Annotated in this window: 24 protein-coding genes; 12 read left to right on the top strand and 12 right to left on the bottom strand. The window is 70.5% G+C overall.

Going from position 1 to position 25,351, the window contains the following annotated elements:
* Positions 1-158: 158 nt before the first annotated feature.
* The 4 genes from ACFWXQ_RS45385 to ACFWXQ_RS45400 are packed head-to-tail and all read right to left on the bottom strand — an operon-like array spanning position 159 to position 3,863.
* Positions 159-923, bottom strand: coding sequence for an SDR family NAD(P)-dependent oxidoreductase (locus ACFWXQ_RS45385; RefSeq protein ID WP_383948512.1), 765 nt, complete (start codon positions 921-923; stop codon positions 159-161).
* Positions 923-1,471, bottom strand: a complete 549-nt coding sequence (locus ACFWXQ_RS45390) for a nuclear transport factor 2 family protein (protein ID WP_383948515.1) — start codon at positions 1,469-1,471, stop codon at positions 923-925. The genes ACFWXQ_RS45385 and ACFWXQ_RS45390 overlap by 1 nt, the downstream gene beginning before the upstream one ends.
* On the bottom strand, positions 1,468-2,724 hold the full coding sequence (locus ACFWXQ_RS45395) for an acyl-CoA dehydrogenase family protein (RefSeq protein WP_383948518.1): 1,257 nt from the start codon (positions 2,722-2,724) through the stop codon (positions 1,468-1,470). Before ACFWXQ_RS45395 ends, ACFWXQ_RS45390 begins: the two co-directional genes overlap by 4 nt.
* A gap of 20 nt (positions 2,725-2,744) precedes the next feature.
* Positions 2,745-3,863, bottom strand: coding sequence for an acyl-CoA dehydrogenase family protein (locus ACFWXQ_RS45400; RefSeq protein WP_383948521.1), 1,119 nt, complete (start codon positions 3,861-3,863; stop codon positions 2,745-2,747).
* Between the two features lie 109 nt (positions 3,864-3,972).
* On the opposite strand from ACFWXQ_RS45400, the gene ACFWXQ_RS45405 reads away from it, so the two are divergent.
* Entirely contained in the window at positions 3,973-4,794 is an 822-nt protein-coding gene (locus ACFWXQ_RS45405; RefSeq protein ID WP_359724392.1) for an enoyl-CoA hydratase/isomerase family protein, read from the top strand.
* Between the two features lie 55 nt (positions 4,795-4,849).
* Positions 4,850-5,350: a MaoC/PaaZ C-terminal domain-containing protein gene (locus tag ACFWXQ_RS45410; RefSeq protein WP_200393868.1), complete on the top strand. Its 501-nt coding sequence runs from the start codon at positions 4,850-4,852 to the stop codon at positions 5,348-5,350.
* Here the strand turns inward: ACFWXQ_RS45410 and ACFWXQ_RS45415 are convergent.
* Positions 5,329-6,738: a family 1 glycosylhydrolase gene (locus ACFWXQ_RS45415; protein WP_383948524.1), complete on the bottom strand. Its 1,410-nt coding sequence runs from the start codon at positions 6,736-6,738 to the stop codon at positions 5,329-5,331. The two genes, ACFWXQ_RS45410 and ACFWXQ_RS45415, sit on opposite strands and share 22 nt — an antisense overlap.
* Positions 6,739-6,985: 247 nt before the next feature.
* The gene (locus ACFWXQ_RS45420; protein WP_383948528.1) at positions 6,986-7,852 is read right to left on the bottom strand and encodes a crotonase/enoyl-CoA hydratase family protein; all 867 of its coding nucleotides are present in this window, start codon (positions 7,850-7,852) and stop codon (positions 6,986-6,988) included.
* A gap of 126 nt (positions 7,853-7,978) precedes the next feature.
* Between ACFWXQ_RS45420 and ACFWXQ_RS45425 the strand changes: the two genes are divergently transcribed.
* The 3 genes from ACFWXQ_RS45425 to ACFWXQ_RS45435 are packed head-to-tail and all read left to right on the top strand — an operon-like array spanning position 7,979 to position 10,984.
* Positions 7,979-8,773, top strand: a complete 795-nt coding sequence (locus ACFWXQ_RS45425; protein WP_383948531.1) for an enoyl-CoA hydratase/isomerase family protein — start codon at positions 7,979-7,981, stop codon at positions 8,771-8,773.
* Between the two features lie 4 nt (positions 8,774-8,777).
* Complete coding sequence (locus ACFWXQ_RS45430; RefSeq protein ID WP_383948534.1) at positions 8,778-9,965, top strand: acyl-CoA dehydrogenase family protein; 1,188 nt, start codon at positions 8,778-8,780, stop codon at positions 9,963-9,965.
* Positions 9,962-10,984 carry an LLM class F420-dependent oxidoreductase gene (locus tag ACFWXQ_RS45435; protein ID WP_383948537.1) on the top strand — a complete coding sequence of 341 codons (1,023 nt, stop codon included), beginning with the start codon at positions 9,962-9,964 and terminating at the stop codon, positions 10,982-10,984. The genes ACFWXQ_RS45430 and ACFWXQ_RS45435 overlap by 4 nt, the downstream gene beginning before the upstream one ends.
* Positions 10,985-11,016: 32 nt before the next feature.
* On the opposite strand, the gene ACFWXQ_RS45440 is transcribed toward ACFWXQ_RS45435, so the two are convergent.
* The 6 genes from ACFWXQ_RS45440 to ACFWXQ_RS45465 all read right to left on the bottom strand — a co-directional run bounded on the left by ACFWXQ_RS45440 (position 11,017) and on the right by ACFWXQ_RS45465 (position 17,733).
* The gene (locus tag ACFWXQ_RS45440; RefSeq protein WP_234048055.1) at positions 11,017-11,766 is read right to left on the bottom strand and encodes a FadR/GntR family transcriptional regulator; all 750 of its coding nucleotides are present in this window, start codon (positions 11,764-11,766) and stop codon (positions 11,017-11,019) included.
* Positions 11,767-11,783: 17 nt separating this feature from the next.
* Positions 11,784-12,203 carry a Zn-ribbon domain-containing OB-fold protein gene (locus tag ACFWXQ_RS45445; protein WP_383948541.1) on the bottom strand — a complete coding sequence of 140 codons (420 nt, stop codon included), beginning with the start codon at positions 12,201-12,203 and terminating at the stop codon, positions 11,784-11,786.
* Positions 12,200-13,351 (bottom strand): thiolase family protein, encoded by a 1,152-nt coding sequence (locus ACFWXQ_RS45450; protein ID WP_383948544.1) that lies wholly within the window; start codon positions 13,349-13,351, stop codon positions 12,200-12,202. Before ACFWXQ_RS45450 ends, ACFWXQ_RS45445 begins: the two co-directional genes overlap by 4 nt.
* Positions 13,352-13,355: 4 nt before the next feature.
* Complete coding sequence (locus ACFWXQ_RS45455; protein WP_383948547.1) at positions 13,356-14,954, bottom strand: AMP-binding protein; 1,599 nt, start codon at positions 14,952-14,954, stop codon at positions 13,356-13,358.
* Positions 14,955-14,981: 27 nt separating this feature from the next.
* Positions 14,982-16,472: an aldehyde dehydrogenase family protein gene (locus tag ACFWXQ_RS45460; RefSeq protein ID WP_383948550.1), complete on the bottom strand. Its 1,491-nt coding sequence runs from the start codon at positions 16,470-16,472 to the stop codon at positions 14,982-14,984.
* 118 nt (positions 16,473-16,590) lie between these two features.
* On the bottom strand, positions 16,591-17,733 hold the full coding sequence (locus ACFWXQ_RS45465) for an acyl-CoA dehydrogenase family protein (protein ID WP_383948553.1): 1,143 nt from the start codon (positions 17,731-17,733) through the stop codon (positions 16,591-16,593).
* 95 nt (positions 17,734-17,828) lie between these two features.
* On the opposite strand from ACFWXQ_RS45465, the gene ACFWXQ_RS45470 reads away from it, so the two are divergent.
* The 7 genes from ACFWXQ_RS45470 to ACFWXQ_RS45500 all read left to right on the top strand — a co-directional run bounded on the left by ACFWXQ_RS45470 (position 17,829) and on the right by ACFWXQ_RS45500 (position 25,350).
* Positions 17,829-18,584: an SDR family NAD(P)-dependent oxidoreductase gene (locus tag ACFWXQ_RS45470; protein WP_383948556.1), complete on the top strand. Its 756-nt coding sequence runs from the start codon at positions 17,829-17,831 to the stop codon at positions 18,582-18,584.
* Position 18,585: 1 nt separating this feature from the next.
* The gene (locus ACFWXQ_RS45475; RefSeq protein ID WP_386270353.1) at positions 18,586-19,365 is read left to right on the top strand and encodes an enoyl-CoA hydratase/isomerase family protein; all 780 of its coding nucleotides are present in this window, start codon (positions 18,586-18,588) and stop codon (positions 19,363-19,365) included.
* 98 nt (positions 19,366-19,463) lie between these two features.
* Positions 19,464-20,618, top strand: a complete 1,155-nt coding sequence (locus ACFWXQ_RS45480) for a CaiB/BaiF CoA transferase family protein (protein ID WP_383948562.1) — start codon at positions 19,464-19,466, stop codon at positions 20,616-20,618.
* Between the two features lie 37 nt (positions 20,619-20,655).
* Positions 20,656-21,567: an SDR family NAD(P)-dependent oxidoreductase gene (locus tag ACFWXQ_RS45485; protein ID WP_383948565.1), complete on the top strand. Its 912-nt coding sequence runs from the start codon at positions 20,656-20,658 to the stop codon at positions 21,565-21,567.
* Entirely contained in the window at positions 21,564-22,088 is a 525-nt protein-coding gene (locus tag ACFWXQ_RS45490) for a DoxX family protein (protein ID WP_383948568.1), read from the top strand. Before ACFWXQ_RS45485 ends, ACFWXQ_RS45490 begins: the two co-directional genes overlap by 4 nt.
* Before the next feature lie 37 nt (positions 22,089-22,125).
* Positions 22,126-23,283 (top strand): acyl-CoA dehydrogenase family protein, encoded by a 1,158-nt coding sequence (locus ACFWXQ_RS45495; RefSeq protein ID WP_383948570.1) that lies wholly within the window; start codon positions 22,126-22,128, stop codon positions 23,281-23,283.
* Positions 23,284-23,397: 114 nt separating this feature from the next.
* Positions 23,398-25,350 (top strand): protein kinase, encoded by a 1,953-nt coding sequence (locus ACFWXQ_RS45500; RefSeq protein WP_386270354.1) that lies wholly within the window; start codon positions 23,398-23,400, stop codon positions 25,348-25,350.
* Position 25,351 lies beyond the last annotated feature (1 nt).

A 25,351-nucleotide genomic window follows, 5' to 3' on the forward strand; every position in this document is an offset into this window, starting at 1 on the left:
CGCCCCTAGGTCTTTAGGGGCGCGGGGAACTGCGCGACCAGCCCCCACCGGCCCGCACCCGAAAAACCCACCCCACGGGGCCTGGGGCGGAGCCCCAGAAGGACGGGAATGGGTAGGGGCGGCGGGGGCGAAAAACTCGGCCCCGCCGGACGCACCGGTCACCCGATCAGCGTCCGACCCCCCTCCAGCATCAGCGTCGCCCCCGTCAGATACGCCATGTCATCGCTGACGAGTGCGGCCACCGCGCGGCCGATGTCCGCCTCCGGAGCCCCCAGCCGGCCCAACGGAATCTCGCGGGCAAGCTCGGCCGCCTTCTGCGGATGCGCGGCCAGGTACTCCTCCGCCGCCGGACTGAGCGCGGCGGGACAGACGACGTTCACCCGGATCCCGTACGCACCCCACTCACGCGCAGCAACCCGGGTCAGCCCACGGATCGCCTCCTTGGCCATCGCGTACGCCGCGAAGGTCACCTCACCCTGCACGGCAGCCGAGGAGCCGAGATTGACGACGCTGCCGCGGCTCTCCCTGAGATGGGGCAGCGCCGCCTGCATGGCATGGAACACCGCCAACGGCCCGCTGCGGTAAGTGAGTTCGACATCCTCGTACGACGTCTTCTCCAGCCGCCGCTGGACCGAGGACTGCGCGTTGTTGACGAGCACGTCCAGCCCGCCGAACTCCCGTACCGTCTCGGCCACCATGCGGTCGACGTCGGCACGTTCGCCCACGTCCCCGACGACGGTGTACGCCCGCCCCCCACGCTCGGCGATCTCCCCGGCGGTGTCCTTGAGCTTGCTCTCGGTACGGCCGGTGATCACCACGGCCGCCCCCTCGGCGGCCAGCGCGAGCGCGATGCCGCGACCGACCCCCTGCCCTCCGCCGGTGACCAGAGCCGTCTTCGCGGCCAGCCGTGTGCCTCGCTGCATCACATGTCCTTCCAGAAGGGCGCCCATGAGGGAAAGGCGTCAGGGAGCGCCGGTTCTCCGGACCCCTCCCAGCCGTTGAAACCCACCGCCTGGGGACGCTCGGTCACATCGGCCGCGTACCAGTGCTGCTCACGGCGGCGCGAGAAGTACCACTCGCCGTCCACGCGCGCGTAGTCGTCCCGGTAGCGGATCGCCATCACGATCCACCGGTCGCCCACCTCGTGCTCGGCACGGCAGTAGACGGAACCGGTCGCCGTGTCGCGGTCGGTGAACTCGATGCGGTGGCCGCATATCTGGTGCACCGACCGGCGGAAACCGCGGACGAGAGGCTCGATGTAAGCCAGCAGGGCTTCCCGGCCCCGGCCGTGCCGCCCCATCTCCACGTCCGGCCGGAAGCAGCCGGCCCAGGCGTCGAGGTCGCGGGCGTCCACGGCGAGCGCGTAGCGGACGGGCAGTTGCTGAATGACGAGGTGCGACTCGATGCGGTCGATGCGGTCCTCCAAGGACCGTCCCGTGGCATGCAGTTGCCGACCCACTGCGTCGCTCATGGCCGGGGCTCCTTCGGCAGGCCGAGGACCTGTTCCCCGATGATGTTGCGCTGGATCTCGCTCGACCCGCCGTAGATCGTCTCCGCGAGTGACAGCAGGAAGGAGCGCTGCCGGGTGTCCAGGCCGTAGTCCTCGCCCACGATCTGCCCGGCGGGCCCCGCCAACTCCATGGCCAGATGGCCGAGTTGCTGGTGCCGGGTCGAGGCGTACAGCTTGGCCGTGGTGGCCTGCGGTCCCGGTGTGCGGCCCGCGGTCAGTTCGGCGATGGTCCGCAGGTTCGTGGTGCGCATGATGCGTACGGAGATCCAGGCGTCTACGATCCGCCGACGCAGCATCGGGTCGTCGAGCGCGCCCCGCTCACGGGCCAGGCCGATCAGCGCCTCGGCCTCTCGCTCGAAGGTGAGCTGCTGGGGCAGCAGGGTGGTGCCGCGTTCGATGCCGAGGGTGGCCATCGCGGTGCGCCAGCCCTGGCCGACCTCGCCCACGACCATGTCGGCGTCGGTGCGCGCGTTGGAAAAGAAGACCTCGGCGAACTCGTCCTGGCCCGCGAGGTTGCGGATGGGCCGGATGTCCACCCCCGGCTGGTCGGCGGGGACCAGCAGCATCGTCAGTCCCTTGTGCCGCCGGGAGTCGGGGTCGGTGCGGGTGAGGACGTAGAGCCAGTCGGCGTGGATGCCGAAGGAGGTCCACACCTTCTGCCCGTTGACCACCCACTCGCCCCCGCTCTCGACTCCGGTCGGGCGGGAGGTGCCCCCGAAGGAGGTGCCCTCGTCGGCGCGCTCGGCCCGCGTGCCCCCGTCGGCGCGCTCGGCCCTCGTGCGTACGGAGGCCAGATCGGAACCGGCGCCCGGTTCGCTGAAGCCCTGGCCCCAGAGTTCCTCGACGGCGAGGATCGGCGGCAGGAAGCGCTTCTTCTGTGCCTCGCTGCCCATCGCGAGGAGCATCGGTCCGAGGAGGTCGAGGGCGTTGACGGTGGCCCGGTAGGGGGCGTTCGCGCGGGCGTACTCGTACTCGAAGACGATCTCCTCAAGGAGCCCGAGTCCTCGTCCGCCGTACTCCTGCGGCCAGCCGACCCCCAGCCAGTTCCCGGCCGCCAGCTCGCGGTCCCAGGCGAGGCGGACCTCCCAGGCCGCCCCGTCGGTGGGGCCGCCCACGCCCCGGTGCTCGGCGAACTCCCCCACGAGGTGTTCGGCCAGCCAGTCCCGCAGCTCGTCGCGGAAGTCGCGTACCGCGGGCCCGAAGTCCAGCTCCATGCCAGCTCCTTTGCCGATGATCAGATGCCGAGCCGGGCGGCGAGCCGCTCCCGGTGGTACGACGGCGTACCGAGCAGCACCTCGGAGCTCTTGGCCCGCTTGAGGTACAGGTGCGCGGGGTGTTCCCAGGTGAAGCCGATGCCGCCGTGGACCTGGATGTTGTCGCCTGCGACCTTCGTGAAGGCCTCCGAGCAGAACGCCTGGGCGAGGGCCGCCGAGATCGCGATCTCCGCCTCGTCGCCCGCGTCCAGCGCCCACAGTCCGCCGTACGCGGCCGAGCGGGCGGACTCGATCTCCACGAGCATGTCGGCGCACTTGTGCTTGATCCCCTGGAACGAGCCGATCGGCCGTCCGTACTGCTCGCGGATCTTGGCGTACTCCACGGCGGCGTCCAGCGCGGCGGCCGCTCCCCCGACCTGCTCGGCGGCCAGCAGTACGGAGGCCGCGGCGAGGGTGCGTTCGAGGGCCGGCCAGGCGGCGCCCTCGGGGCCCAGCAGGCGGGCGGGAGTGTTCGCGAACTCCACCCGGGCCTGCTTGCGTGTCTGGTCGAGTGTCGGGAGGGGCGTGCGGGAGAGGCCCGGCGCTTCGGCCTCGACGGCGAACAGGCTGACGCCGGAGGGGGTGCGGGCAGCGACCAGGAGCAGGTCGGCGAGGTGTCCGTCGAGGACGTACATCTTCACGCCGGTCAGCCGCCAACCGCCCGCCCCCTCATGGGCGGTGAACCGGATCCCCGACTCGTCCCACCGGCCGTTCTCCTCGGTGAGCGCGAGCGTGGCGACGGTCTCGCCTGACGCGATACCCGGGAGGAGCTCGCCACGAGCGGCCTCGTCGTCGCAGCGCAGCAGCGTCTCGGCGGCCAGGGCGACGGTGGCGAAGTACGGCGCGCACAGCAGCGCGCGGCCGGCCTCCTCGAAGACGACTCCGAGGTCGACGTAGCCGAAGCCCGAGCCGCCGTACTTCTCCGGCACGGCCAGTCCCTGCAGGCCGATCTCCGTGGCCATCCGCCGCCAGACGACCGGGTCGTATCCGCTCGGGTCCGCGGCCAGGCGGCGCACGTCGGCCTCCGTGGCGTGCCTGGTGAGGAACGACCGTACGACCTTGCGCAGTTCGTCCTGTTCCTCGCTGAAGGTGAGATCCATGCCGCGCTTCCCGTCCTCGGTGCGAAGCGGTTGCCGCCCGCTTGCTAGCCCACCCCTCGATACAGTTAGATAATTATAGTATCCGCACTGAATACACCAGGAGCGCGACGTGACCGATCTCTACGACCAGTTCACGAGCCTGACGTTCGAGCGGCCCGCGTCCGGCGTGCTCCGTATCGTGCTCGACGCCCCGAACCTCAACGCCGTGGACCCTCGGATGCACGGTGAGCTCGCCGATGTCTGGGCGGTCGTCGACCGGGACGAGCAGACGCGCGCGGTGCTGGTCCAGGGAGCGGGCAAGGCGTTCTCGGCCGGCGGGACCTTCGATTCCATCGATGCCCTGACCGAGGAGTACGCGGTGCGTGCCCGGGTCATGCGTGAGGCGCGGGACATGGTGTACGGGGTGATCAACTGCTCCAAGCCGGTGGTCTCCGCCATTCACGGGCCGGCGGTCGGCGCCGGGCTGGTCGTCGGCATGCTGGCGGACATCTCCATCGCCGGGCGCAGGGCGAAGATCGTGGACGGGCACACGCGGCTCGGGGTCGCGGCCGGTGACCACGCCGCCATCTGCTGGCCGCTGCTGTGCGGTATGGCCAAGGCCAAGTACTACCTGCTGACCTGCGAGACGCTCACCGGCGAGGAGGCCGAGCGCATCGGCCTCGTGTCGAAGTGCGTCGACGACGAGGACGTACACGCGGAGGGTCTGCGGGTGGCGACCGCCCTGGCCGCCGGGCCCGCCAGTGCCATCAGCTGGACCAAGCGGTCCCTCAACCACTGGTACCGCACCGCCCAGCCGATCTTCGAGGCCTCACTGGGCCTGGAGTTCTTCGGGTTCGGCGGGCACGAGGTCGTCGAAGGGCTGGCCGCCCATCGCGAGAAGCGTGCCCCGGACTTCGAGGGCGTGGCGGACAAGCACCCGATCGACCTCTGACCGACGGACACCCACAGACGCCTGCGAACGCCCACGAGTACATGAGGAGCCCGCCATGACATCGGAGTACACCGCCACCGAGATCCCTGCGCTGGTCGAGGGGATGACGTACGAGGAGATGCCGAAGGGCCAGATCTTCCGGACCGCCCGCCGCACCGTGACCGAGACGGACTTGGTCAACTTCATCACCTGGGGCGGCTTCAACGAGCCGCTCTTCTGGGACGCCTCGCACGCCGCGGACGGCGGCTACACGGGCCGGCTGGTCCCGGGGGCGCTGACGTACTGCATCGCCGAGGGACTCGTACTGCAGACGAACGTGCTGCACGGCACGGGCCTCGCCTTCCTGCACATGGAGCTGACGGTGCAGGGGCCGGTGTACGTCGGCGACACGCTGTACGCGGTCGTGGAGACCACGGACTCCCGCCCCTCCAGCAAGCCCGGCCGGGGCGTGGTGACCAGCCGGATCACCGTACGCAATCAGCGGGACGAGGACGTGCTCGTCTACACCCCGGTACGGCTGATCCGGGGCAGGGACTACGGGGCTCCGACGCTCTGAGCCCGGGGCCCGGTCGGCACCAGCGTCAGACCGGTCGCGGCACCGGACGGGGCCGGGCTCGCGAACGCCCCTCCACGCACCCAGTCCGAGGGCATCGGCGGACGCGGCGGGGGCTCGTGGTCCGGGACCGCCATCGCGTAGAGGCGGGTGTAGCGGAACTTCGCCTCCAGGTTGTCGAGCACCGACCAGTACTCGTAGCCGCAGACGGGCACACCGCGTGCGATCACCCGGCCCAGCCAGGAGAGCCGGGCGCGCAGCAGTGACCGGCGCCGGGTGTCGTCGCTGTGCCCCGTCCCGTCGACCAGGTCCAGATCGCCCATGCCGTTGTCGATGACGGACAGCGGGGGCAGCAGCTCCCCGTACAGGTCGTGGAGGTCCGCGACGGCGTCGGCGAGCGCCTCGGGGATGAGGGGCCAGCCGTACGCCGTCGTCTCCACGTCGTCGAACGGGGTGATCGCGAACCCGAGGCCGACGAGCAGGCGGTTCACCTCGTTGAGGGTGCCCTGGCACTTGTCGGCCGGCAGTACGTGGGGCAGGTTCTCCGGTGCGGTGACGCGGAAGGGCGTGTGCCAGGAGAGGCCCAACATGTCCTGGGCGGTGGCGATGATCTCCAGGTCTCCGAGGTGTACGCAGCCGGTGGCCTCGACCGGTGAGACATCGTCCTCGGTCACCATGTGCTCGCCGAGCAGCATGGGGTCCAGGAAGAGGCGGTTGGTCCAGCTCTCCAGGCGTTCCAGGGCGAGTCGGTCGAAGGGGTCGTCGGTGGCCGGGTAGCCGCCGACGAGGGTGACCGTGGTGCCGATGCGGCCGCCGGCACCGGCCGCCCTGAGTGCCTGGGTCGCGAGTCCATTGGCCAGCAGGATGTGGTGGACCGTGGGCAGGCCCGCGCGGCCAATTCCCCGGCCCGGTGTGTACATCCCGGCCACATGGTCCGCGAGGGTGGGCCCGGCCAGGTCGGTGGAGGTGATCCAGCGCGTCACGCGGTCACCGAAGCGGCGGCCCAGCTCGGCGGCATAGGCGGCGAAGTGTTCCGCGGTGTCGCGGGCGAGCCAGCCGCCGGAAGCCTCCAGCCAGGGCGGCAGTGACCGGTCGAGCAGCGTCAGGCCGGGCCGTAGACCGAGTTCGAGCAGCGAGTCGAGGGCGCGGTCGCAGCGGTCCAGGGCCTGCCGGTCCCAGGCGCCGGGGCCGTCGGGCTGCAGCCGTGGCCACCCGGCCACCATCCGGTGCGCGTCGGGAGTGACACCGACCAGTTCCCGGACGTCGTCGGTCCACTGCCGGAAGTGCCCGCCGCGCTCGGGCGGGGGCGGCGGCGGGGCCGCGATGGCGTCCGCGGTGGCGACCCCCCAGTCGACACCACGGAACGATTCGTACAGGAAACCATCGCTCATGGTCACCGTCCAGGGCGTAATGGTTTAACGCATTCAACTGAATGAACGCCGTGCGGACGCTAACACTTCAGGGAAACTACGACAATGTTTCGGACAGATCTCATCAATTCGTAAGACGCCGGCGGACGATCACTCGGCCCTTGTCGAGCTTGTCGAGGGCGGTGTCGATGATCTCGTGACCGTCCCGGGGCCGTGGGACAGGGGGGCGTTTCGGCCATGATCCGGTCGGGGATCGTCGAGGTCGGGGCTACTCCCCGAAGGGCCGGAACTCCTCCTCCTGCCACCAGGGGTGGACGGCCGGCATGTCCTTGCTGACCCGGCCGGGGAACTCGGGCGGCCGCTTGGCGAGGAACGACTCGACGCCCTCGACCGGGTCCGGGCCACCGCCGATCTGGCTCATGATCCGCGAGTCGAGGCGGTGCGCGGCCATCGGGTGGGACTCGCCGAGCATCCGCCACATCATCTGGCGCGACAGGGCGACCGAGATCGCCGAGGTGTTCTCGGCGATCTCACGGGCGAGTTCGTACGCGGCCGGCAGCAGCTCCTCCGGCGGGTGGACGGAGCGGACAAGCCCGGCCTCCAGAGCCTCGTCGGGGCCGAAGACGCGGCCGGTCGCCACCCACTCCATGGCCCGCTGCATCCCCACGGCCCGCGGCAGGAACCAGCTCGCGGCGGACTCCGGCACGATCCCGCGGCGCGCGAAGACGAAACCGAACTTCGCGGAGGTCGACGCCAGCCGGATGTCCATGGGCAGGGTCATGCTGGCCCCGACGCCCGCCGCCGGGCCGTTGACGGCCGCGATCACCGGCTTGTTGCTGGAGTAGATCCGCAGCGCGACCCGGCCGCCGGTGTCCCGGTGCCAGGCGCCCGCCTTGCGGTGGTCGAAGGACGAGCCTCCGGAGCTGACGTCGGCGCCTGCGCAGAAGCCCCGGCCGGCTCCGGTCACCACCACGACACGCACCTCGTCGTCGGCGTCGGCCGCGTCCAGGACGTCCAGCAGGTCGCGCATCATCTGCGGATTGAAGGCGTTCAGCCTCTCCGGCCGGTTGAGGGTGACGGTGAGAATCCGGTCCGCCACCTCGGCCCGCACGGTCTCGTACTCCTGTTCCGGCATTCGCGTCCTCCGTCAGCCTCGTCACCCTGCGGCCGGCCTCGCCGCTCCGCGACCGGTTCCCAGTTAGCTTAATTAGTTATAGCATTACACTCTACTGACTCATTGATGGATTGCGGTGGTGCGGACATGACTGATCCGGCGGATCTGGTGGTGACCTCCCACGGGCCGGTCCGGCTGATCGAGCTGAACCGGCCGGAACAGCTCAACGCGATGAGCGAGGAGCTGCACTCCGGTCTCGCGTCGGTGTGGGACACACTCGCCGACGACCCCGAGGCACGAGTGGTCGTACTCACCGGTCGCGGGCGGGCGTTCAGCGCCGGGGGCAACTTCGACATCATGACCCGGGTCCAGCGCGACCCGGCCTTCCGGGAGCGGAACGTCGACGAGGCCCGGCGGATCATCACCGGCATGGTCCGCTGCCCGCTGCCGGTGATCGCGGCGGTCAACGGGCCCGCCGTGGGCCTCGGTTGCAGCCTGGCGCTGCTGAGCGACCTGGTGCTGATCGCCGACGACGCCTACATCGCCGACCCGCACGTCCAGGTCGGGCTGGTCGCGGGCGACGGCGGGGCGCTCGTCCTGCCGCTGCTGGTCGGTCTGACCCGGGCGAAGGAACTGCTGTTCCTCGGCGACCGGGTCGGCGCCGAGGACGCCGTCCGACTGGGCATCGCCAACCGCGTCGTACCGAAGGACAAGCTGCTGGACGAGGCCATGGACCTGGCGATGCGAGTGGCCGCCCTGCCCGCGCGGGCGCTGCGCGAGACCAAGCGGGCGGTGAACCTGCATTTGGAGCAGGCCATGGCCGGCGTCCTGGAACCTGCCCTGCTCGCCGAGCGGGACACCATGCACGACCCGGATCACATCGCCGTCGTGGAGAAAATCATCGCGTCGCGCGGCCGTCGCCGGGCCGTCGAGAAGGGCTGAAGGCATGGACTTCGCGTTCAGCGAGGAGCAGGAGGAACTGCGGCGCACAGTACGGGCGTTCCTCACGGACACCTCCCCCGAGACCGAGATGCGGCGCTTGATGGAGACCCCGGAGGGCTTCGACCGGGCACTGTGGCGCCGGATGGGAACGGAGCTCGGTCTCCAGGGGCTCGCCGTCCCCGAGGAGTACGGCGGTGCCGGGTACGGACCGGTCGAAGTCGGCGTGGTGATGGAGGAGTTGGGGCGGGCGCTGCTGTGCGCGCCGTTCCTCGCGTCGGCCGTGCTCGCGACCACCACGCTGCTGCGCTGCGACGACGAGGACGCCCGCAAGCGGCTGCTGCCGGGCCTGGCCTCCGGTGAGCTGGTCGGGACGCTGGCCCTGACCGAGGGCTCTCCCCCGGGCTCTGACGGCCTGGGAGGTGCCCCTACCCGCTGGGACGCCGAGGGCATCCGGCTCACCGCGCGTGAGTCGGCGGGGAGTTGGCTGCTGACCGGGCACAAGATGTTCGTGCTCGACGGCGCCGCCGCCGATGTCGTCCTCACCGTGGCCCGTACCGGCGAAGGCATCGGGATCTTCTGGGTGGACGGCGACGCGGCCGGACTGACCCGTGAGCCCCTGCCCACAATGGATCCCACCCGCAGGCAGGCACGCCTCGACTACCACGACGTACCGGCGACCCGGCTCCGTACGAGCAGCGGCGACGGCTGGGACCTGGTGAAGGAGGTGCTCGACCGGGCCGCGGTGGCGCTGGCCGCCGAGCAGGTCGGAGTGGCCTCCCGCGCGCTCGACATGGCGGTGGAGTACGCCAAGGTGCGGCACCAGTTCGGGCGGGCCATCGGCTCGTTCCAGGCCGTCAAGCACCTCCTGGCGGACGTCCTGCTGGAGGTGGAGTCGGCCCGCGCCGCCGCGCACTACGCGCTGCTCGCGGCCGAGAACGATGACCCGGAACTGCCCGCCGTGGCAAGCCTGGCCAAGGCGTTCTGCTCCGACGCCTGTCTGCAGGCGACGGAGCAGAACATCCAGGTCCACGGAGGCATCGGCTTCACCTGGGAGCACCCGGCCCACCTCTATCTGAAGCGGGCCAAGACCTCACAACTGCTGTTCGGCGATCCGGCGTACCACCGGGAACTGCTCGCACAGCGCATCGGCATGGACAGCAGCAGCACGAACGCGGTCGGAGGAGCGGTATGAAGGTCGACGGGAAGCTCAACGTGTGGCGCACCGCCGAGGTGGTCGAGGAGGCCCGGCACCACGAGAAGGCCGGTTACGACGGCCTGTGGGCCTCGGAGTCCAAGCACGACCCCTTCCTGCCGCTGCTGCTGGCGGCCGAGCACACCGACCGACTTGAGGTCGGTACGGCCATCGCGGTGGCCTTCGCCCGCTCACCCATGCAACTCGCTTACACCGCCCATGACTTGCAGAGCTACGCGGGCGGACGCTTCGTGCTCGGCCTCGGCAGCCAGATCAAGCCGCACATCGAGCGGCGTTTCGCCATGCCGTGGAGCCGGCCCGCCGCCCGGATGCGGGAGTACGTGAGCGCGCTGCGCGCCATCTGGGCCGCCTGGAACGAGGGCGAGAAGCTCGATTTCCGTGGTGACTTCTACACGCACACGCTGATGTCCCCGTTCTTCTCTCCTCCCCCCGCCACCGGCGGGGCGCCCCAGGTCTTCGTGGCCGCAGTCGGGGAGGCGATGACCCGGGTGGCGGGCGAGGTGGCGGACGGGCTGCTCGCGCACGGCTTCACCACCGAGCGGTATCTGCGGGAGGTCACCCTGCCGACCGTCGAGGCCGGGCTGGCCAAATCGGGCCGTACACGCGGCGACTTCTCCGTCTCCCATCTGCTGCTGACCGCGACCGGGCGCACCGAGGAGGAGCTGGCCCGCGCGGTGGACGGCACCCGGCGCCAGATCGCCTTCTACGGCAGCACCCCCGCCTACCGCGGTGTCCTGGAGCTGCACGGCTGGGGCGAACTCGGCGACGAGCTCAACGCGTTGTCGAAGTCGGACCGCGACGACAAGTGGGAGGCGATGGGCGGGCTCGTCGACGACGACGTGCTGCACACCTTCGCGGTGGTGGCGGAGCCCCAGCGCGTGGCGGCCGAGATCCGCCGCCGCTACGGGTCGCTGGTCGACCGGGTGTCCTTCTACACCGCGTACGAGATCGACGCCGAGGTGTGGGAGCCGATCGTGCAGGAACTGCACGACAGTTGACGGCCGCGCTGTCAGTCGTCTGCTGCTGTCCGTCAGCCGAGCAGGTCCAGGACCGTCGTCATGGACCTGCTCTGGAGCAGGTAGTCCTCGGCCTCCTGGAGGTGGACGCGCCACAGCTCCTCGGCGGCCTCGGCCCGGCGCGCTGCCACCAGTTCGACGAGTGCCCCATGGGCGCGGAAGCCGCGGCGGTTGGCCCGTACGTTCTCGGGGCTGCCCGCGTCGAGGTCGACGTGGGACCAGTTCGCCTGGTCGATGATGTGCCGGACCATGCCGTTGAGGACGCTCAGCGTCTCGTTGCCCGCGAGTTCGACGACGAGGGCGTGGAACTCCATGTGGGCGCGGATGAAGGCCGACGGGTCGTCCATCAGGGCCTCGGCCTCGGTGACGGCGGCCCGCAGTCGCTCCAGGTCCTCGTCCGTGCGCCGCTCGGCGAGCAGCCCGGCGCACGGCGCCTCGATGACCGTACGGGCGTCGTAGACGTCCTTGAGGGTCGTGCCCCGGTATTCGAGGACCACCCCGGCGTAACGGGCGGCCACGGTGCCCTCCGGGATCTGTACCCGCGCTCCGCCCCTGGCTCCCCTGCGCACGCTGATCAGCGACTCCGACTCCAGCACCCGGAACGCCTCGCGCAGTGTCGGTCTGGAGACGGCGAACTCCTCCATCAGCGCCGTCTCGGCCGGCAGCGCCTCCCCCTCCGTCAGCTCCCCGCGCACGATCTTGCGGCGCAGTTGTGCCGCCACCAGCTCGGCCATCTTGGGGACCCGTACCGGCGTGTTCGTCACCGCGCCCACCTCCACGCTCATTCGGTTGTCAGTCGCTCGTGTCTCGTGTCCGGTACGAAGTACGGGAGCGTGATCTCGTCCGTGAAGGCCCGGAAGTCCACGCGTACGCGCATGCCGATGACGACGTCGTCCGGATCTCCGGCGTCGACATGCGAGAGCAGGGTGGCGCCGTCGTCGAGGTCGATCACGGCGAGTGCGAAGGGTGTGTCGAAGCCGGGGCCGGGCGCCCGGTGGACGACGGTCACCGAGTAGACGGTCCCGCGGCCCTCGCTGGGCACGTACCCCCAGTCCCGGGACATACAGCCGGGGCAGGCCGGTTCGGGCACGAAGAAGCGCAGGCCGCAGCTCGTGCAGCGGGGCACGACCAGGGCTCCGCGACTCGCCGCGTCCCAGAACGGCCGGGACAGCGGGGTGGGGACGGGTACGGGCCGGCTCATCGGGTCCTCCCCAGCACGCTCATCTCGTAGTGCTGTGCCCCGGATCCGGCGTTGCCGACGACCGCCAGCTCCGCGCCCTCGACCTGGTGCACCGCGCTGCCGCGCAACTGGCGTACGGCCTCGACGACCTTGAGCGTCATCTGCTGTGTCCCGTTCCACGCGTATGCCAGGCAGCCGCCGTCCGGATTGACGGGATGCTTGCCGCCGACGGCGATGGCACCACTGGCTGCCAGCGGTCCGCCCTCCCCCTCCCCGCACAGGCCGAGGATCTCCAACTGCCTGATGATCTCGAAGGAGTTGGGGTCGTAGAGGGAGAACACGTCCACGTCGTGCGGGCCGATGCCCGCCATCGCGTAGGCGCGGGCGGCGGCGTCGCGGCCGAGCTGCCCGACCTCCCGGTGCAGCGCGGGATTGGCGTACGCGGCCTGGTGGTACTCCATGCCTCCGCCGAGTACGGCGACGGGCGGATGCGGCAGGTCACGGGCCCGTTCGGCGGTGGTCACCACGAGTGCGGCGCCGCCCTCGCCGACGACGCAGCAGTCCAGCAGGTGAAACGGGGTGGCGACCATGCGGGAGGCGAGCACGTCGTCGGCGGTGTACGGACCGCGGCCGTACATCATGGCCTCGGGGTTGGTCGTGCCGTTGTTGCGGATCGTCGCGGCGACCTCGGCCAACTGGCGGGCCGTGGTGCCGTATTCGTGCATGTGCCGTGCCGCCACCAGCGCGAACTGCGCGACCACATAGCTGCCCCACACATCGGCGAACTCCAGCGGTACACCGGCCCCGACGGGGCCTGCCCCGCGCGCGACCAGCTTGCAGCCGCCGACCACGACGGTGTCCGCCAGTCCGGCCCGTACGGCCGCCGCCGCCTTCAACAGGCCCCGGGAGCCCGCGTTGTCGAGCATCGAGTCGCTCGTCCAGCGCAGGTCCCGGCCGAGCATGCGGGCCCATGAGCTGCCCTCGCCGGGTACGCCGCCGGGGCCTGGCCAGTCGACCTGGGCGCCGTCGACGTCCGCCGGGGTCAGCCCGGCGTCGGCGATCGCTCCGGACACCGCTTCGAGGGCGAGGTCCATGGCGTCACGGTCGGGGAGGGACAGCGCCTGTTCGGTGGCGTGGACGCCGACCACTACGGGCTGCCGGTCGTTCACGGGGTCACCGTCCCGCGCCCAGCGTGTCGCCGCCGGGATAGCCGCCACCGCCGAACCGCTCGTCGAGTGCCTCGTAGTCCTTGGCGAAGTCCTTGGTACGGGGCAGCGCCTCGACGAACTCCACCGTCTTCGGCTTCTTGTACGAGGCGATGCGCGACCGGCAGTGCTCGACGATGTCGGCGGCCGTGACCTCTTCGGCGTCCTGGTGGAGCACCACGACGGCCTTGACGTCCTGGGCCCAGCGTTCGTTGGGCACGCCGATCACGGCGGCCTCCTTCACCGCGGGATGGGACTCCACGCAGTTCTCCACCTCGGCGGGGAAGATGTTCTCGGCCGCCGACTTGAGCATGCGCGTCGTCGTCCCGAGGAAGCTGATCGTGCCGTCGGGCTCACGCCGTCCGAGGTCGGTGGTGTGCCACCAGCCGAAGCGGAAGCGCTCCTCGTTGATCTCCGGCCGGTTCCAGTAGCCGAGGTGCACGAGGTCACCGCGTACGCAGATCTCGCCCGCCTCACCGATCGCGCACTCCTTGCCCTCGCTGTCCAGGATGCGTACGGCACTGAAGGGCCCCGGTCGTCCCGCGTTGCCTGCGCCTGAGCCCCCGTGGGCGCCGGTCACGGCGAATCCGGTCACCTCGGTCTGCCCGTAGCCACGGCCTTCGCCGCCGCCGTTGCGGGTGAAGCGGCTCTCGTCCGTGGGCACAGTGCCCTGCCAGAGGGGTGCGGCGACGCTGGCCCGTAGGTGGGAGAGGTCGTGGCCGGCCTCCTGGTTCAGGGCGACGAGCTGCGCGATGGTCGGGGGCATGAGATAGGCGTGAGTGCACTCTTCCGCCGCCAGCAGCGGGAGCAGTTCCTCGGCGATCACGCGTCGGACGATGACGTTCTTGCCGCCGTGGACGAAGGCCGGGACGCCCCAGAACTGGTAGTTGCCGATGTGGAACATCGGTCCGGCGCCGAGGAACGCGGTCTCCCGGCCGATGTCGCCCATCCAGGCGCTGCTCGCACCCATCGCGAGCAGGTTCCGGTGCGAGAGCATCGAGCCGGACTGCCGACCGGTGATCGCGGCGGTGTAGATGACCAGGAGGGCCGAGTCCGGGTCGACGTCGGCGGACGGGTCCTCGGGCGATCCGGAGGCCAGGAAGGACTCGTACGACTCGGCGCCCGCAGCACTCGCAGCGCTCTCGGCGTCGTGCCGCAGCCACAACGCCCTGTGGTCGCTGCCCAGTTCGGCACGCGCCTTGCCGACCGTGTCGCCGATCTCCTCGTCCTGCCAGACGACGACCTTGGGGTCGAAGTCCTCGACCGCGAACGCCATTTCGGGGGCGGCCCAGCGCCAGTAACCGGGACAGACCATGGCACCGGTCTTCGCCGCGGCGCCGAGCAGTTCCCAGATCCGGAAGGAGTTCTGCCCCAGCCACAGGATGCGGTCGCCCGGGCCGACCCCGGCGCCCGCGAGGGCGTTGGCGAGTCGGTTGGTGCGCTCGTCCAACTCGGGCCAAGTCAGCCGGACTTCGCCGTCGACCAGGGCAATACCGTCGGGGAAGGACCTTCGGTGCTCGCGGATGATGTCGCCGAGCGTCAGGCGGCGGGCGGAATGCATGCTCATGGCTCCAAAGGCTTCGGAAGGTGAGGGTCAGACGCGGCCGATGCCGACACCCTTGACGTTGATGAACTCCTCCAGGCCGGCCCGTCCGCCTTCCCGCCCGAACCCGCTGAGGCCGACGCCGCCGAAAGGCGTGGCGGGCGAAGTGATGGGATTCGGCCCGGGGTTGACGTAGACAGTGCCGGCCTTCAGACGCGGGACCAGGCGGTTGACGCGCGCGATGTCACGGGACTGGATGTATGCGGACAGGCCGTACTCGCTGTCGTTGGCCAGGGCGACGGCCTCGTCCTCGGTGTCGAACGGAGTGATGGCCAGGACCGGGCCGAAGATCTCCTGCTGGGCGAGGTCGCTGCGATTGTCGACGTCCGCGAAGACCGTCGGGGTCACGAAGTAGCCGTCGGAGTCGATGCGTTCACCGCCGAACACGAGCTTGCCCGCACCTCCCTCGACGGCCTTGTCGATCACGCACTGGACGCGGTCGCGGGCGGCTTCGTTGATGAGGGGGCCTATGTACGTCGTCGGGTCGAGCGGGTCGCCGACGGGCAGGTGGGCCACGACCCCGGTGACACGCGCGACGACCTCGTCGTAGATCGGCCGCTCGACCAGCAGCCGGGTGGGCAGCGCGCAGCCCTGCCCGGTGTTGCTCATGGCGAAGGCCGCGCAGTAGGGCACGACGGTGTCCAGGTCGGTGTCGGCGAAGAGCAGGTTGGCGGACTTGCCGCCCAGCTCGAACACGACGGGTTTGAGGCTCAGCGCCGCGTCGGCCATGATGCGGCGCGCGGTGGCCGGTCCGCCGGTGAAGGAGATCTTGTCGACCCCGGGGTGCGTCACCAGGGCGGCGCCCGCGTCACCGAGCCCGGTGACCACGTTGATCACGCCGTCGGGGATGCCCGCCTCGCGGGCGAGATCGGCGAAGAGCAGCGCGGAGAACGGTGTCGACTCGGCCGGCTTGATGACCACGGTGTTGCCGGCGGCGAGCGAGGGCGGGACCTTCATCGCCAGGGAGAGCGCGGGCGAGTTCCAGGTGATGATGTGACCGATGACGCCGTAGGGCTCGGCGATGGTGTACTCGACGTTCTCGTGCGGGCTGTAGGCCGCGCCGACCATGCCCTCGATCTTGTCGGCCCAGCCTGCGTAGTACTCGGTCCACTCGGCGACGTGCGGTCCGACGTTCTCTGCCCAGCCGCCGATGCAGACGCCGTTCTCCAGCGGGCAGACGGCCGCGAAGTCGGCGATGTGGTCGCGGAGAAGCTGGGCGAAGCGGGTGAGCAGTCGGCGGCGCTCGGCGGGGCGCATGGTGCCCCACACCTCGAAGGCCTGGCGTGCGGCGGCCACGGCCCGGTCCACCTCGGCGGCACCCGCGAGGGGGATGTACGCCTGGACCAGGCCGGTCGCCGGATTCCTGTGCTCGTAGAGGCCGCCGCTGGTGTCGGTGATGTCCTTGCCGCCGATGACCAGCCGCGGCCGCGGCAGGTCGTGCTCGGCTCTGTCCTGGTGCAGCTTCACATCGACCGTGACCACGGATGCCTCCTTGAGACCGTTCGGCGCCGTCCATGCATCCAGGACAAATAGTTAACCTATTTAGCCAAGGTAGTCAATGGATTCAGCAATGGCTGGAGGACGCCCCGCCCCCACCTGTTCACAGGCCGAGCGAGCGCCCGATGATCTCCTGCATGATCTCGGAGGTCCCGCCGAACACCCGCTGGACCCGGCTGTCCCGCCAGATGCGCGCGATCTCGTACTCGTTGACGTAGCCGTAGCCGCCGAAGAGCTGCATGCAGCGGTCGATGACCTCCCAGCCGGTCTCCGAGGTCCAGTACTTGGCCGCGGCCGCCTCCTCGGGCGTCAGCTCGCCCTGGAAGAGGGCCATGATGCAGCCGTCCACGTAGACCCGGGCGACGCCCAGCTTGGCCTTGATGTCGGCGAGGGCGAAGCGGTTCGCCTGGAACTGCCCGATGGGCTGCCCGAACGCCGTACGGGTCTTGGCGTACTCCAGCGCCAGCGCGTAGGCCCGCTCGGCCGCGGCGAGCGAGGAGACGGCGATGGCCAGCCGCTCGGTCGGGAGGTTGCCCATCATGTGGTAGAAACCGCGCCCCTCCTGCCCGATGAGGTTCTCGACGGGGACGCGGACGTCATGGAAGAACAGCTCGGCGGTGTCCTGGGCCTTCATCCCGACCTTGTCGAGCTTGCGTCCGCGCTCGAAGCCCTCGGTGCCACGCTCGACGACTATCAGGCTGATGCCCTTGTGCCCGGCGTCCGGGTCGGTCTTGCAGGCGACGATGACCAGGTCGGCCAGGATGCCGTTGGTGATGAAGGTCTTGGACCCGTCGATCACCCACTCGTCACCGTCCCGGCGGGCGGTGGTGCGGATGCCCTTGAGATCGGACCCGGCGGACGGCTCGGACAGCGCGAGGGCGCAGATGATTTCGCCGCTGACCACCCCGGGCAGCCAACGGCCCTTCTGCTCCGGGGTGGTGAGGTGCATCAGATAGGGCGGGATCACGTCGTTCTGCAGCCCGAGCCCGATGCCGACCGAGCTGGTGGCCGCCATCTCCTCCGCCATGATGGCGTTGTAGCGGAAGTCCCAGATCCCCTGCCCGCCGTACTCCTCCGGGAACTGCCAGCCGATGAGCCCGGCCTTGCCCGCGGCCGCCCACGCGGCCCTGCCCACCTGACCGTCCCGCTCCCACTGCTCGGTGTTCGGGGCGCATTCCCGCAGGTAGAAGGTGCGGGCGGTGTCCCGGAACAGCTCGTGTTCCGCGGTGAAGATCGTACGGCGCATACGCGGCTCCACTCCTCTCCACTTTCACATCTCGCTTATTTAGCTGAAGTAGTTATACGATAGCGCTGTATCGGAGACTGGGCGAGGGAGGGCGCGTGAGCGTACGGGACAAGGTGGCGCTCGTCACCGGAGCGGGCCGCGGCATCGGCGAGGCGATCGCCGACCGACTCGCCGCCCAGGGAGCCTCGGTCGCCGTCTGCGACCTGGACCAGGAGGCCGCCGTGAAGGTCGCGGCCGGACTCGCCGAACGGCATTCCGTCCGCGCGACGGGCGTCGGCGTGGACATCTCGGACAGCGCGGCCGTGCGCCGGGCCGTGGAGCGGGTGACCGCCGAACTCGGCCCGGTGGACATCCTGGTCAACAACGCGGCCGTCGACGTCATCGGCCGCTTCGTCGACAGCACCGAGGAGACCTGGGACCGGATCATCGCGGTCAATCTGCGAGGCACCCTCACGATGACCAGGGCCGTGCTCGACTCGATGACCGAGCGCGGCGGCGGCCGGGTCGTCCTCATCGCCTCGGACGCCGGCCGGGTCGGCTCGTCCGGCGAGGTGGTGTACTCCGCGACGAAGGGCGGGGTAATCGCCTTCGGCAAGGCGCTGGCCCGCGAGGTCGCCCGGCACGGCATCACCGTCAACAGCGTCTGTCCCGGGCCGACCGACACCGCGCTGCTCGGCCAGGTCGCCGAGTACAGCCAGAAGATGTACGACGCGACCGTGCGGGCGATCCCGCTGCGCCGAGTCGCCCGGCCCGCCGAGATCGCCGGTGTGGTGGCCTTCCTCGCGTCCGACGACGCCGCCTACATGACCGGGCAGACGCTCTCGGTCAGCGGCGGCCTCACGATGGTCTGAGGTGAGCACCGTGCTGCACGTCGAACTCCGCGACAGACTGGCCGTGTTGACTCTGGACCGGCCAGGCCAGCTCAATGCCATCGGCTCCGAGACCGTCGACCGGATCACACAGGCGCTGAACGACGTACGGGACAACGACGACGTCCGTGCCCTGGTCCTGACGGGAGCGGGCCGCGCCTTCTCGGCCGGCGCCGACATCAGCGAGATCGAGTCGTTCACGGCACCCGGACAGTTCCGAGCGTTCGTGGAGCGCCTGACCGATGTGTATGCGCTTCTGGAGGAGTTCCCCAAACCCTCGGTCGCGGCCGTCCACGGGTTCGCCTTCGGCGGCGGGCTTGAGCTGGCGCTCGCCTGCGACCTGCGGGTGGTGGAGCGGGGTGCGCGGCTCGGTCTGCCCGAGATGAAGCTCGGCGTACTGCCGGGCGCGGGCGGCACGCAGCGGCTGCCGCGTCTGGTGCCGCCCGCGATCGCCAAGCAGATGATCCTCACCGGCGAGCCGATCGACGCGGAACGGGCCTGGCAGCTCGGTCTGGTCAACGAACTGGCCGAGCGCGGCGGAGCACTCGCCGCCGCCGAGGCGCTGGCCGCCGTGCTGGCGGCCGGGGCACCGCTGGCGCTCGCGGCCGGCAAACGACTGATCGACCACGGGCTCGGCATGGATCTGGAGACGGCGATCGCGTACGAGCGCGAGACCGTCTCGGTGCTGTTCTCCACCGAGGACCGGGCCGAGGGTCTCAAGGCCTTCCGCGAGCGCCGCCCGGGAGAGTTCCGCGGCAGATAGCGAGCGTTCCCGAAAACCCATGACAGACCCCGTGACAAACCCACGACAGACCCCTGTCAGATCCCGACTGATCCGAACCGGTGTGGAGGTGGTGGACCGTGCGGCCACTGGAGGGCATTGCCGTCGTCGAGCTGGGCATGTGGGTGGCGGCACCTGCCGCGGCCACCATGCTCGCCGACTGGGGCGCCGACGTGGTGAAGGTGGAGGCTCCGACCGGTGACCCCAACCGGTACACCCTCCGGCACGTCGGCCAGGACATCGACAGCGCGCCCCCGTTCGAGACCGACAACCGCGGCAAACGCGGGATCGTCCTCGACCTGCGGTCGGACGAGGGCAAGGACGCGTTGGAGCGGCTCCTTGAGCGCGCCGACGTCTTCGTCACCAATCTCCGCCCCGGCGCGCTGGAACGCCTGGGCCTGGCACCGGACGAGCTGCGTGCCCGCCATCCCCGCCTCGTCATAGGCACGTTGACGGGCTACGGCTGGACGGGCACCGAGCGCGACCGGGCCGGGTACGACGTCTCCGCCTTCTGGGCCCGCCCCGGCATCGCCGCCATGCTCAACCCCGCCGGAGAGCCGCCGCCCGGCATCCGCCCCGGCCTCGGCGACCGTACGGCCGCGTCCAACCTGGTGGCGGGCGTCCTGGCCGCCCTGCTGCGAAGAGGACGTACGGGTGAGGGCGGTGTGGTCGACGTGTCGCTGCTCCGCTCCGGGACGTACGCCAACGGCAACGATCTGGCCCTGCAGAACTTCTTCGGCAAGCGCGGACGTACCCGACACCGCACCGAGCACGAGTCGCCGCTCTACAACTCCTACCGGGCCTCCGACGACCGCTGGTTCTGGCTGGTCGGTCTGGAGGGCAGCCGCCACTGGCCCGGTGTCGTCAAGGCGCTGGGCCGCGAGGACCTGGCGGCGGACGAGCGGTTCGCCACCGGCAAGGCCCGGCGTGGCCACGTACGCGAACTGATCGCCGTGTTCGACGAGGAGTTCGCGCGGCGTCCGCTGGAGGAGTGGGCGGAGCGGTTCGACGCCGAGGGCGTGTGGTGGGCGCCCGTGCAGACCCTGGCGGAGGTGTCGGCCGATCCGCAGGCGGAGGCGGTCGGGGCGTTCGTCGAACAGCCCGGCATGGGTGACGCCCCGATGCTGCGGACGGTGGCGACACCCGTCGCCTTCTGGGGCGTCGACGACAAGCCACGCGGGGGCGCGCCGACGCTCGGCGAGCACACCGACGAAGTACTCCGCGAACTCAACTGACTCAACTGACCCGACAGATCTGCTCAGGAGGTACGGCGTGGGCATCCTCGACGACAAGGTCGCCATCGTCACCGGCGGCGGGAGAGGGCTGGGCCGGGCGCACTGCCTGGCGCTCGCCGAGGCCGGCGCGACCGTGGTGGTGAACGATCTCGGCTCGGGCGTGCACGGCGAACGGACGGGCGACTCCCCCGCCGACGACGTCGTCGCCGAGATCGGCAAGCTCGGTGGCCGGGCAATCGCCAACCACTCCTCGGTGACGGACTGGGCGGCGACGGAGGCCATGGTCGCGGACACCGTCGCGGAGTTCGGCCGCCTCGACATCGTCGTGAACAACGCCGGGATCGTGCGCGACCGCATGCTGTTCTCGATGAGCGAGGCCGAGTTCGACGCGGTGATCGCGGTGCATCTCAAGGGCACCTTCGCGCTGACTCGGCACGCGTGCGCGTACTGGCGTGAGGCTTCGAAGCGCGGTGAGCGCGTCGCCGGCCGCGTGATCAACACGACGTCCGGGACCGGCCTGTTCGGCAACCAGGGCCAGTCCAACTACGGCGCGGCGAAAGCCGGGACAGCCGGGCTCACCGTCCTGACGGCCCTGGAGATGCGCCGGTACGGCGTCACCGCGAACGCCATCTCACCGATCGCGGCCACGCGGATGACGGACGGACTGGACGTCGGCGCATCCCTGCAGGCCGTCGACGGCTTCGATCCGCGCGATCCCGCCAACGCCTCCGGTGTCGTCGTCTACCTGGCCTCCGACGCCTCGGCCTGGCTGACCGGCCAGGTCCTGCGCATCGAGGGCAACCGGCTGAACCGGCTGCAGGGCTGGACCGTCGCCGGCGTCCATCCCAGCCGGTCGGGCGAGGCACTGACGTACGACGAACTCGTCGACGCCGTACCGCAGTTGTACGGGGTCGCCCCCGCCGGCCGGGCCACCGGAGTGGGCCAGTGAAGGCCCGGGGACACGACGTCGCGGCTCTCGTGCTCCGCGCGACGCTCGGCCCGATGCTCTTCGCGCACGGCTGGAACAAGGTCGCCGGGCCGGGCGGGATCAAGGGCACGACGGGCTGGTTCGAGGCGCTCGGCCTGAAGCCGCCCGAGGTACACGCCCGGATGGCCGCCGGGACCGAGATGGCGGCGGGCGTGGGCATCACCCTGGGCGCGGCCAACCCCCTCCCGGCGGCGGCAGCCGTCGGCCTGATGGCCGTGGCGGCCCGGACCGACCACCGGGGCAAGGGCTTCTTCGTCTTCAAGGGCGGCTGGGAGTACGTCGGTGTCGTGGGCGGCGCGGCCGTCGCGCTGGCGGCGCTGGGCAACGGAAGGTACTCGCTCGACGGGCTGCTGCAGCGCCAACGCGCGGGTGTGGGGCCCGCGTTGCTGGCCACGGGAATCGGCACGGCGAGCGCGGCGGCGCTGCTCGCGGTGTGTTACCGGCCGGAGCGGAAGCCGGACGAGACACAAACAGATCACTGATTACAACCAGGGCTATCAGGACTATCAGGGAGTCGACATGGACGCGGCTGACTTCAGCGCGGTGCTGTCCGAGGTCCGGCGCTTCGTCCGGGAGCGTGTCGTGCCGCTGGAGGCGGAGATCGACGAGAAGGACGAGATGCCCGCGGACATCCGCGAGGCGGCCAAGAAGATGGGCCTGTTCGGCTTCGCGCTGCCCGAGGAGTACGGCGGGCTGGGTCTGTCGATGTACGAGGAGGCCCAGCTCATGTTCGAGCTCGGCTACACGACCCCGTCCCTGCGGTCGATGTTCGGGACCAACAACGGCATCGCGGGTCATGTCCTCATGGTCGGCGGCACGGAGGAACAGAAGGCCGAGTGGCTGCCGAGGATCGCCTCCGGTGACGTACTGGCGTCGTTCGCGCTCACCGAGCCCGAGGCCGGGTCCGACCCGTCGACGCTGACCACGCGCGCCCACCTGGAAGGCGACGAGTGGGTGATCAACGGCGCCAAGCGGTACATCACCAACGCCCCGCTCGCCGACGTGTTCATGGTGTTCGCCCGCACCGACCCCGATGCCCCGCGCACCCGTGGGATCTCCACGTTCCTGGTCCCGGCCGGCACGCCGGGCCTCACCGTGGCTCCGAAGGACCACAAGATGGGCCAGTTCGGCGCCTGGACGGCGGACGTGTTCTTCGACGACGTACGCGTACCGGCCGCCGCGCTCGTCGGGGGCGAGGACGGTCTGAACCGGGGCTTCGGCACGGCGATGGGCTGCATCGCGCACGGCAGGGTGCACATCTCGGCGCTCTGCGTGGGCATGGCCGAGCGGCTGGTCCACGAGTCGGTCGAGTACGCCGGCACCCGCCGCCAGTCCGGCAGGCTGATCGGTTCCTTCCAGCTGGTCCAGGGTCTGGTCGCCGACTCGATGACCGACTACTACGCCGGACGCGCCACGGTCCTGGAGGCAGCCCGCGCGTTCGACGCCGGTACGGACACCAAGATCGGCCCGTCCTGTACGAAGTACTTCGCCAGCGAGATGGTGTGGCGGGTCGCGGACCGCGCGGTGCAGATCCACGGCGGCGCGGGCTATATGCGCGGGGTCGCCGTCGAGCGCTTCTACCGCGACGCCCGGCTGTTCCGTATCTATGAGGGCACGAGCCAGGTCCAGCAGGTGATCATCGCGAAGGCACTGCTGGGAAAGGCGACACAAGGTTGAATCGAACACCAACTCGCCATTTTCGCAAGGATGTTGGGATAGTCTCCCGCTGACCGACGTCAGTCGCGCACGCCGCGCTCGTCGCACATGTCACGCGAGAGACCGGGATCCCCCATGACTGACCTCCAGCTCAACCGGTCCGTCGCGCTCGCCTACGCGGCGGTCGGCATGGACCCGCCGGCCCCGGTCCCGCTCCGGAAGAACGATCCCGCACGGGTCGGCCCCTATGTGCTGATGTCACGACTGGGCAGCGGCGGGATGGGCCGGGTCTATCTGGGCCGGGACACCGTCGGCGGGACGGGAATGGCCGCGGTCAAGGTGATCCGCTCCGAATACGCGGAGGACCCCCTCTTTCGCAAGCGTTTCGAGCGCGAGGTCGGTGCGCTGGACCGCGTCCAGGGGGCGCACATCGTACGGCTGTTGGGCAGTGGCTTCGACGAGGACCTGGTGTGGGTCGCCACCGAGTACGTGCCCGGGCCGACGCTCGACGAAGTCGTCACCGCGCGCGGGCCGATCGACGCCACGGTGGCCTGGCGGCTGACGGCCGACATGGGGCGTGCGATCGAAGCCATCTGGCGCGCGGGGATCGTCCACCGTGACCTCAAGCCGTCCAATGTGATCCTGGCGGCCGACGGTGCCCGCGTCATCGACTTCGGTGTCGTCCAGGCCACCGACAGCGCCTCGATCACCGCCACTGGCCAGAACGTGGGCACCCCCGCCTTTATGTCCCCGGAACAGGTCAGGGGCAACGAGGTGACCGTCGCCTCCGACGTCTTCGCGCTGGCCTCCGCCCTCGCCTACGCCGTCACCGGGCGGGCGCCGTTCGGCGAGGGGACGGGTGTCGACGTCCTGCACCGGGTGGCCTTCGAACCGCCGCGGGAGGAAGTCCTCGCCAAGGTGGCGGCCGTCGACGTGGAGCTGGCCGCGTTCATCCGTGCCTGTCTGGACAAGGATCCTCGCAGCCGCCCCTTACCGGAGGCGGTCTTCAGGACCGCCATCGGGCACCAGTTGCCGGCCCCGGACGGCCAGCCGCCCCGGTCCGCACCGAAGTGGGCGCCCCTGCACGACACACGGGCCGCCGCCCTCGCCGCGACGCCGCCCATGGACCCGACCACCGGCTCCGTCGCGTCCGGCGCGTCTACCGCGCCGACGCCCGGGAGGCGCAGAAAACTGCTGGCGGGCGCCGCTGCCATGGCGGGCGTCCTGGTCGCCGGGGGCATCACCGTCGCCCTGCTGCGGCAGGGCGACACCGCACCCTCGGCCGGCGCCGGGCCGGAGGCGTCGTCCGCCCTGACGGAGAACCCGGCCTCGGTGCCCACCGGTTCACAGAAGGCGCCCACGGCCGGTCCGTCGAAGTCGGGCCTCGGCCAGGCGGCGGAGAGGTCCCCCAGTGCCGGGGACTCACCGGATCCCGCCACGCTGGACATCCGAACCGCCCCCTGTCCCGCCGAGATCGTGCCGGGGTCCCAGGGCGTCTGCGTCGAGGCACTGCAAATGCTTCTCGTCGGGCACAGCCTGCGCGTCACGATCGACGGACGGTTCGGGGACGCGACGGTCACCGCGGTCAGGGCTCTCCAGAGCCAGGGCGGTGTCACCGTCGACGGGAAGGTCGCCGAGGCGACCAAGAAGCTGCTGTACGGCAGGCCGCCCGGGCCGGTCAGGGCCGGCTCGGTCACCGTGACCCAGAGCATCAACGGCGCGTCCGTCGCCCGGTGCCTCGACGTCCGCGAGCCGGACGCACAGGTGTGGGGATGCCAGGGCACGGCCACCCAGAAGTGGGCGCTGTACCGGGTGTCCGGTCAGGACTCCCAGTATCTCGTCGTCAACCAGGGCAACCAGCTCTGCCTGGACTCCGGCACGGCAGGCCATGACGGCCAGCAGATCCGCGCCAGGAACTGCGACGGGAAGAGCGCCCAGAGATGGCGGCTCGGTGGCGGCGGAACACTGGTCGGCGTCCCGGACGGCCGCTGCCTGGACGCGGAGGCCGAAACCTCCGGCCAGGACGGTCAACGGGTGCAGGGATGGAGTTGCGCGGGCAACAGCAACCAGATGTGGAACTGGTCCTGAC

This window comes from Streptomyces sp. NPDC058697, from assembly GCF_042715345.1.
Taxonomy (GTDB): Bacteria; Actinomycetota; Actinomycetes; order Streptomycetales; family Streptomycetaceae; genus Streptomyces; species Streptomyces liliifuscus.

What these genes read in the sequence shown, in the direction of transcription:
- ACFWXQ_RS45385 (WP_383948512.1), bottom strand. Translation starts at nt 923, where the DNA reads ATGCAGCGAGGCACACGGCTGGCCGCGAAGACGGCTCTGGTCACCGGC.
- ACFWXQ_RS45390 (WP_383948515.1), bottom strand. Translation starts at nt 1,471, where the DNA reads ATGAGCGACGCAGTGGGTCGGCAACTGCATGCCACGGGACGGTCCTTG.
- ACFWXQ_RS45395 (WP_383948518.1), bottom strand. Translation starts at nt 2,724, where the DNA reads ATGGAGCTGGACTTCGGGCCCGCGGTACGCGACTTCCGCGACGAGCTG.
- ACFWXQ_RS45400 (WP_383948521.1), bottom strand. Translation starts at nt 3,863, where the DNA reads ATGGATCTCACCTTCAGCGAGGAACAGGACGAACTGCGCAAGGTCGTA.
- ACFWXQ_RS45410 (WP_200393868.1), top strand. Translation starts at nt 4,850, where the DNA reads ATGACATCGGAGTACACCGCCACCGAGATCCCTGCGCTGGTCGAGGGG.
- ACFWXQ_RS45415 (WP_383948524.1), bottom strand. Translation starts at nt 6,738, where the DNA reads ATGAGCGATGGTTTCCTGTACGAATCGTTCCGTGGTGTCGACTGGGGG.
- ACFWXQ_RS45420 (WP_383948528.1), bottom strand. Translation starts at nt 7,852, where the DNA reads ATGCCGGAACAGGAGTACGAGACCGTGCGGGCCGAGGTGGCGGACCGG.
- ACFWXQ_RS45425 (WP_383948531.1), top strand. Translation starts at nt 7,979, where the DNA reads ATGACTGATCCGGCGGATCTGGTGGTGACCTCCCACGGGCCGGTCCGG.
- ACFWXQ_RS45430 (WP_383948534.1), top strand. Translation starts at nt 8,778, where the DNA reads ATGGACTTCGCGTTCAGCGAGGAGCAGGAGGAACTGCGGCGCACAGTA.
- ACFWXQ_RS45435 (WP_383948537.1), top strand. Translation starts at nt 9,962, where the DNA reads ATGAAGGTCGACGGGAAGCTCAACGTGTGGCGCACCGCCGAGGTGGTC.
- ACFWXQ_RS45445 (WP_383948541.1), bottom strand. Translation starts at nt 12,203, where the DNA reads ATGAGCCGGCCCGTACCCGTCCCCACCCCGCTGTCCCGGCCGTTCTGG.
- ACFWXQ_RS45455 (WP_383948547.1), bottom strand. Translation starts at nt 14,954, where the DNA reads ATGAGCATGCATTCCGCCCGCCGCCTGACGCTCGGCGACATCATCCGC.
- ACFWXQ_RS45465 (WP_383948553.1), bottom strand. Translation starts at nt 17,733, where the DNA reads ATGCGCCGTACGATCTTCACCGCGGAACACGAGCTGTTCCGGGACACC.
- ACFWXQ_RS45495 (WP_383948570.1), top strand. Translation starts at nt 22,126, where the DNA reads ATGGACGCGGCTGACTTCAGCGCGGTGCTGTCCGAGGTCCGGCGCTTC.
- ACFWXQ_RS45500 (WP_386270354.1), top strand. Translation starts at nt 23,398, where the DNA reads ATGACTGACCTCCAGCTCAACCGGTCCGTCGCGCTCGCCTACGCGGCG.